This window comes from Aeromonas sanarellii, from assembly GCF_000820085.1.
Taxonomy (GTDB): domain Bacteria; phylum Pseudomonadota; class Gammaproteobacteria; order Enterobacterales; family Aeromonadaceae; genus Aeromonas; species Aeromonas sanarellii.
The window spans coordinates 68883-75913 of record NZ_CDBN01000003.1 but is presented as its reverse complement, the minus strand read 5'-3'; the positions used below and the strand labels follow the sequence as shown (position 1 = coordinate 75913).

The window sequence follows — 7031 nt, the reverse complement described above, 5'->3', positions numbered from 1 at the left end:
CTCCCGCAAGGGGAGAAGGGAGCAAAACAGGATTCCGCGATTTTTCCGGCAGACGTCGGATGGTGTCCTCTCCCTGCGGGAGAGGACATTCAGGAAGGGAAATAGAACCAGGCGGTCTTGATCAGGCCAGCCTCCACCTCGAACACCGCCACGCTCTCGATGGGCTCGGGGGAGAGGCCATGGATCTTCTCGTGATCGAACACCTTGTTGCCCATGACAGTGCGTGACAGCAGCTCGGCCTTGAGCTGCGGGTTGTTGAATCTGTGCTCCGCATAGAAGGCCCGCAGCGCCCCCTTGCCGACTGTGCTCGGCGTCTCGGTCGGCATGCGGTAGCCTTTGAAATCCGGGGCAAAGCAGGCCACGAAGGCGTCGAGGTCGTGGGCATTGTAGGCGGCAAACTGCGCCTCTACGGGTTGGGTGACGGACATGCCTCTCTCCACGAGTGAAATTTAAATCACTTATCCTTGATTTTTATTCACGCATCAAGCCCCGGATGGGGATCGCCGCCCCTTCCAATGAAACGCCCCATAACAAAAAACCCCGCCGAAGCGGGGTCTCTCTGGTCATCAGCCACCCGCTGGGTGCGGGCGGGGTGATCAGTGTTCGCGGGTCTGGCGGAACTGGACGTCCGGGTGACGCTCCTGGGCCAGGCGCAGGTTGACCATGGTCGGCGCGATGTAGGTGAGGTTGTCACCACCATCGAGGGCCAGGTTGACCTCGTTCTTGCGCTTGAACTCTTCGAACTTCTTGACGTCGGTCCCTTCCACCCAGCGGGCGGTGGCGACGTTGACCGCCTCGTAGATGGCCTCGACGTTGTACTCGCTCTTGAGGCGGGACACCACAACATCGAACTGCAGCACACCGACCGCACCGACGATGAGGTCGTTGCTGATGAGCGGGCGGAACACCTGCACCGCGCCCTCTTCGGAGAGCTGCACCAGCCCCTTGAGCAGCTGCTTCTGCTTGAGGGGGTCGCGCAGGCGGATACGGCGGAACAGCTCGGGAGCGAAGTTCGGGATGCCGGTGAACTTCAGATCCTCACCCTGGGTGAAGGTATCGCCGATCTGGATGGTGCCGTGGTTGTGCAGGCCTATGATGTCGCCGGCGAAGGCGTCTTCCGCCTGCTCCCGGTCACCGGCCATGAAGGTGACGGCGTCGGAGATGTTCACGTCCTTGCCGATGCGCACGTGGCGCATCTTCATGCCCTTGCTGTAAGTCCCTGACACTATACGCATAAAGGCGATGCGGTCGCGGTGTTTCGGATCCATGTTTGCCTGGATCTTGAACACGAAGCCGGAGAACTTCTCCTCGGTGGCCACCACCTCGCGGCTCTCGGCCTTGCGCGGCATGGGAGACGGCGCCCAGTCGGTCAGGCCGTCCAGCATGTGGTCGACGCCGAAGTTGCCGAGTGCGGTCCCGAAGAAGACCGGGGTCATCTCGCCGGCGATGAAGGCGTCGTGATCGAACTCGGGGGAGGCCCCCTGCACCAGCTCCAGTTCGCCGCGCAGCTGGGCCGCCAGATCTTCACCGATGGCGGCATCCAGTTCCGGGCTGTGCAGGCCCTTGACCACCCGCTTCTCCTGGATGGTGTGGCCCTGACCGCTCTGATACAGATAGGTCTCGTCCTTATAGAGGTGATAGACCCCCTTGAAGGATTTGCCGCAGCCGATGGGCCAGGTGATGGGGGCGCACATGATGTTGAGCTCGCGCTCCACCTCGTCCATCACCTCCATGGGATCGCGCACTTCGCGGTCCAGCTTGTTCATGAAGGTGAGGATGGGGGTATCCCGCAGCCGGGTCACTTCCATCAGCTTGCGGGTCCGGTCTTCGACGCCCTTGGCGGCGTCGATGACCATCAGGCAACAATCCACGGCAGTGAGAGTACGGTAGGTATCTTCGGAGAAGTCCTCGTGACCCGGGGTGTCGAGCAGGTTGACCAGGCAGTCGGCATAGGGGAACTGCATCACCGAGGTGGTGATGGAGATGCCGCGCTGCTTCTCCATCTCCATCCAGTCGGATTTGGCGTGCTGGCCCGAGCCACGGCCCTTGACGGTACCGGCGCGCTGTATGGCCTGTCCGAACAGCAGGACCTTTTCGGTGATGGTGGTCTTACCCGCATCCGGGTGCGAGATGATCGCGAAAGTGCGTCTCTTGGAGACTTCACTCAGAAATTCAGCTGACATAATTCGACGTTCTTCTATTGGGCGGCGGCGCGGGCCACCGTGGGAATAAATGCGGGACAGCACCTTGGGGTCAGGGCGCCCATGCATGCAACAACGCCACGCGGGCGGGTCGGGGACCGGCCGGTGGAAACGGGGAAGAGCGTTGCGTTACATGGGTCTGGCCTTGAGTCAAAGCAAAATTGCGCGGCATTATACCCGCGCGAGTGAAAAATACCCAGCCCGGCATCGAGGGGCCACCCCGGGCGGCGTCAGGCGGCCTTCACCACCCGGTTGCGCCCCGCCAGCTTGGCCTCGTACATGGCCTCGTCGGCCCGGCGCACCAGCTCGCCCAGGTTGTCATCCTCGGGCTTGTATTGGGCGCAGCCGATGCTGATGCGGATGGGATGATCCGCCGGCACCCCCTCGATGGCGAGGCGGGAGACGGCGAGCCGGATCCGCTCCGCCACCTCGGCGGCCTCGTCGAGACGGGTGTCCGGCAGCAGCACCAGAAACTCCTCGCCGCCGTTGCGCCCCACCCTGTCCAGGCTGCGCAACTGCTCCTCGATGCACTGGGCCACGGCGGTGAGCACCCTGTCCCCCACCTGGTGGCCAAGCTGGTCGTTGACCCTCTTGAAGTGATCCACGTCCAGCAGCAGCACGCACAGTGGCTTGCCCTCCTCCCGCGCCTGAGTGAACCACTTGCGCCCCTTGGCCTGGATCTGGCGCCGGTTGTGGATGCCGGTCAGCTCGTCCGTCATGGCGAGGCGCTGCATCTTGCGGGTGCGGCCGCGCTGGTGCACCACCAGTATGCCCATCACCAGCAGCAGCAGGGTCACCACCAGGTATTGCCAGTAGCGGCGCTCCTGCAGTTGCTTGAGCTTCTCCTCCTGCAACTGCTGCCGGGATCTCAGGGTCTGGTTCTCCAGCTCCTTGCGGGCGAGATCGAACTCGAAGCGCATCTGCAGAGAGCGCTGCTCCCGCAGTCGCAGCTCCAGGGCCTGCCGGGTCTGCACGAAAGTCTTGAGGCTGGCCAGGGCCTCCTGGATGCGGTCCTGGCGCTCCAGCACCCGGGCCCGCACCTCGTGGACCCGGGCGAGGAAGCGCAGATTCTGCTCCCTGGCGAAGATGGGCTCGGCCTCGTCCAGGTGTCGCTGCGCCTCGGCCGGCCTGTCCATGGCGTCCAGGGCGGTGGCCATGATGAGGTGCCAGTGGCCCAGGGTCACGCTGTCGGCCCCCTTCCCTCGCAGCAGCTGGGTCTTGACCTGTTCCAGCTTGGCCATGGCCTGCGCCGTCTTGCCCTGCTTGAGCAAGAGGGTGGCCATCTCGACCCGGCTCCAGGCCAGCATCCCCTCCTGCTGCTGCCCCAGGTAGTAGATCTCGGCCTCCGCCATCAGGGGCAGCGCCTTGTCGTACTCCTCGGTCTCGATATAGAGCAGCCCCTGCTGGCTGTGGATGTCCACCAGATGCTCCCGATCCCCCAGGACCCGGTAGTCGTGCTCCAGCTCCTTGAAGTAGCTCTCGGCCCGCTCATAGAGCCCCATCCTGCGGTAGGCGTTGGCGATCCGGGTTAGCACCTCGCGCCCCTTGCCCTCCAGTCCGAGCCCCTCGTAGCGGCGATGGGCATCGATCAGTTCCATCAGCCCCTCGGCCAGATCCCCCTGGTAGGCGAACATCTCACCCCGCAGGCTGAGGATGTCGGCCCGCTGGCGCTCATCCCCCAGCCGGCGGGCCAGGGTCAGGGCCGCGTCGTAATCCTGCCTGGCCTCGGCCATGTTGCCGAGCAGCTGCCTGTGGTAACCGCGACAGGCGAGCAGGCCGGCCTCGGTGACCCTATCCTTGCGTGCCCGGGCCCGGTCCAGCCCCTGATCGGCAAACTGCACGGCGCGCAGGAAGTCGTCATCCCGCTCGCTCGGCTGGGCCCAGCACTGCAGGCGAGCGATGCGTCCCTGCACCTCCTCCGGATACACCTGCTTCTTGTCCGCCAGCACGGCGACGCGGTCGCGAAAGATCCGCTCCGGCAGCCCGCCGTCTTCCAGCTGCTGCAGCTCGCGCAGCAGCTCGGGCTCGGAGAGCCGCGGTGGCTGTGCCAGGGCCTGCGTCATCCCCAGCCACAGCAGCAGGCCACACCCCATCAGGATCTTCATGCAGATTCACTCTCCCCGTTTACCGGCCCGGATGCCGCGCTCACCGCTGTCATCATATCCCCACCGTCTCCGGGCGCACAGCCGCCGGAGGGCGAGAAAATTCCTCATTTCAGACGAGAGCCCCCGCTATCCCCTTCTTTACAGAAGGAAAGTCTGCATCGACTATATAGGCTTTCAAACAGGGAAGGGATGAGGAATGACCTACGAGGAGCTGCGGGAGGCTTACGACAGGTTGTTGCTGGAGAACGAGCGTCTGAAGCGCATCGCCGAGGACGCGCGGGAGAAGCTGGATGCCGCCATGGACGGCACCGGCCTGTGCATCTGGCAGAACCATGTGCCGACCGGCAAGCTCATCATCTTCAACCGGCGCTGGGGATCCATGCTCGGCTATCAGCCCAAGGAGCTGTCGGCCCACTTCGACGTCTGGCGCGAACACCTGCATCCGGAGGACAGGGAGCAGGTGCTGCAGGCCTTCTTCGACCATCTGGAGGGCAAGAGCCCGTTTTACCAGGTGATGCACCGGATGATCGCCAAGGACGGCAAGACCACCTGGGTGCTGGACCGCGGCCGGGTGGTGGAGCGGGATGCCCAGGGCAACCCCATCCGGGTGATGGGCACCCACATCGACATCACCCACGAGAAGGAGTACGAGCAGCAGCTCGCCCAGCTCGCCCACCGGGATCCCCTCACCGGCCTGCTCAACCGCACCGCCCTGCACCGTCAGTTCTCCGGGGAGTACCAGGCCATCTGCTTCATCGATCTCGACGACTTCAAGCAGGTCAACGACAACCTGGGCCACCGGGCCGGCGACGAGCTGCTGATCGCCCTCACCCGCCGGCTGCGCGACTGCTGCGAGGAGGGGGTGAAGATAGGCCGGCTCGGCGGCGACGAATTCGTGCTGCTGCTGCCCTGGCCGAGCGAGGATCCCCGCACCAGCCACCTGGCCCGCCAGTGCATCGACGCCATCGCCACCCCGTTCGAGCTGCCCAACGGCGAGGCGGCGGTGGGGCTCAGCATGGGGATTGCGGCCATCCGGCCCCAGGACGACTTCAGCACGGCGCTGGCCAGGGCCGATCAGGCCATGTACCGGGTCAAGCGCGCCGGCAAGCGCGGCTTCCACATCGCCCAGCCGAGCGGCCAGCCCCTGCTGGATCAGGAACAGGTCAACGAACGGGGCCTCTGCCACAGGCCCGGCGTCTGACCCCCAGACGGTGCCAGCCTGCCCCTAGCTGCGCTGCCAGCGCCTGAGCAGGCGTCCGCGCAGGCCGCAATCCAGCAGCCAGCTGTTGTCGAACACCCGCAGTATGGCCGTCTTGGCGTGACGGGACATGGCGACGGCGTGGAACCGGGTCTGCTGCGCCCGCCGCCCGTTCATCCGATCGAGCAGGGCGTGGGGCAGGCTCTGGGCGATGAAGTCGGAGACCACCAGCACATCGGCCTTGGCAAACGCCGGCTCCTCCAGCTGGGTCAGGGCCTGCTCCAGACAGGGCACCAGATCGGTGCCGCCGTGGAAACTCATGGAGAGGAAGCGCTCCGCCTTCTCCAGCCCGGTCTCGGCGGTGATCTCGAGGGTCGCCACCTCGGTGGAGAAGAGCATCAGATAGCAGCCCCGCTTCTCGTTCATCGCCACCTTGAGCAGGGCCAGGAAGAGCGCCTTGGCGCACTCCTCGGGGTAGCCCCCCATGGAACCGGACGTATCGACGCAGACGATGAAGGGGCCGCGTGGCTGCACCTCCTGGCCCCCCTGCTCCGGGGAGCGCTGCATCAGGCGCTGCCGTGGCAGCGTGCCCCGAGACTGATAGCTCAGCAGGCGCCGCTCCAGATAGCGGCGATAGAACTCCAGCTCCAGCTCAGGCAGCGCCAGCATCACCGCCTCACTTGGCAGCAGGCGCATCAGATCGCTGGCCGGGTGCACCCCCACCAGATCGTCAGGCACGTCGTCGCTCTGCACCTCCTCCAGCTCGTGCACCGGCACAGGCGGCAGCGTCCTGGCCTCGCTGCGCCGCTCCCGCTCGCTGCGCCCCAGCAGGGCGGCGATCTCCGCCAGCAGGGGCTCCTGCTGCAACATGCGGGCATATTGCTTGATCAGCACTAGGCTGCGCTTGTGCCAGCTGCCCTGGGCCAGATCCCAGAGGCCGCCCGCGGAGATCTGGTGCGGATCCAGGGCATCGGCCAGGGTCCGGTTCGCCAGCAGCTGATCCTCTATCTCCTGGCGCTGCTTCTCCCGCTCCGCCTCGGCGATCTGCTGCTGCAACTGCAGCAGGCTGCCCACCAGGCTGGAGCGCCACTTCTCGATGAAAAGCTGGCGCAGCCCCTCGGTGGGCAGGGCCAGCATCTGGCGCACCAGGCTGCGGGCATCCCCCGCGAAGGGGCTGTGCTGCTCCAGGGCCTCCAGCAGGGCCGGCAGTCGCCCCACCAGCTCCGGCAGGGGCAGCAGGCGGTGCGCCTGATAGAGCAGGTACTCCTGCTCCAGCGCCACCGGCACCGGCTTGTGGCGCATCTCCTCGCCGAGCTGCTCGCCCCAGCGCTGGATCCGCCTCCTGAGCAGCTTGCCCTGCAGGGGAGAGCGCTTGATGAACTCGGAGATCTTCGGGGTGGAGGCCAGCAGCAGCGCCATCTCCCCCGCCAGCTCCCCCTCGCCGATGAGGAGCCCCAGATCCATCATGCCGATCTCTAGCATGCCCACTCCCTGTGCAGGGGACGCAGGGTGCCATCCCGCAACGGC

5 protein-coding genes are annotated in these 7031 nt (G+C 65.7%); 1 reads left to right on the top strand and 4 read right to left on the bottom strand.

Translation table 11 applies throughout. The features are described from left to right. Nucleotides 1-89: 89 nt before the first annotated feature. The 3 genes from BN1132_RS00740 to BN1132_RS00730 all read right to left on the bottom strand — a co-directional run bounded on the left by BN1132_RS00740 (nucleotide 90) and on the right by BN1132_RS00730 (nucleotide 4306). Complete coding sequence (locus BN1132_RS00740; protein ID WP_042074169.1) at nucleotides 90-428, bottom strand: nuclear transport factor 2 family protein; 339 nt, start codon at nucleotides 426-428, stop codon at nucleotides 90-92. A 168-nt stretch (nucleotides 429-596) separates the two neighbouring features. Next, on the bottom strand, nucleotides 597-2186 hold the full coding sequence (gene prfC / locus BN1132_RS00735) for a peptide chain release factor 3 (protein WP_157005270.1): 1590 nt from the start codon (nucleotides 2184-2186) through the stop codon (nucleotides 597-599). A 245-nt stretch (nucleotides 2187-2431) separates the two neighbouring features. After that, complete coding sequence (locus tag BN1132_RS00730; protein WP_042074166.1) at nucleotides 2432-4306, bottom strand: GGDEF domain-containing protein; 1875 nt, start codon at nucleotides 4304-4306, stop codon at nucleotides 2432-2434. 196 nt (nucleotides 4307-4502) lie between these two features. On the opposite strand from BN1132_RS00730, the gene BN1132_RS00725 reads away from it, so the two are divergent. Further along, nucleotides 4503-5507, top strand: a complete 1005-nt coding sequence (locus BN1132_RS00725) for a sensor domain-containing diguanylate cyclase (RefSeq protein ID WP_042074165.1) — start codon at nucleotides 4503-4505, stop codon at nucleotides 5505-5507. A gap of 24 nt (nucleotides 5508-5531) precedes the next feature. Here the strand turns inward: BN1132_RS00725 and viaA are convergent, their stop codons facing one another. Next, the gene (gene viaA / locus BN1132_RS00720; RefSeq protein WP_042074163.1) at nucleotides 5532-6986 is read right to left on the bottom strand and encodes an ATPase RavA stimulator ViaA; all 1455 of its coding nucleotides are present in this window, start codon (nucleotides 6984-6986) and stop codon (nucleotides 5532-5534) included. Nucleotides 6987-7031: the final 45 nt, after the last annotated feature.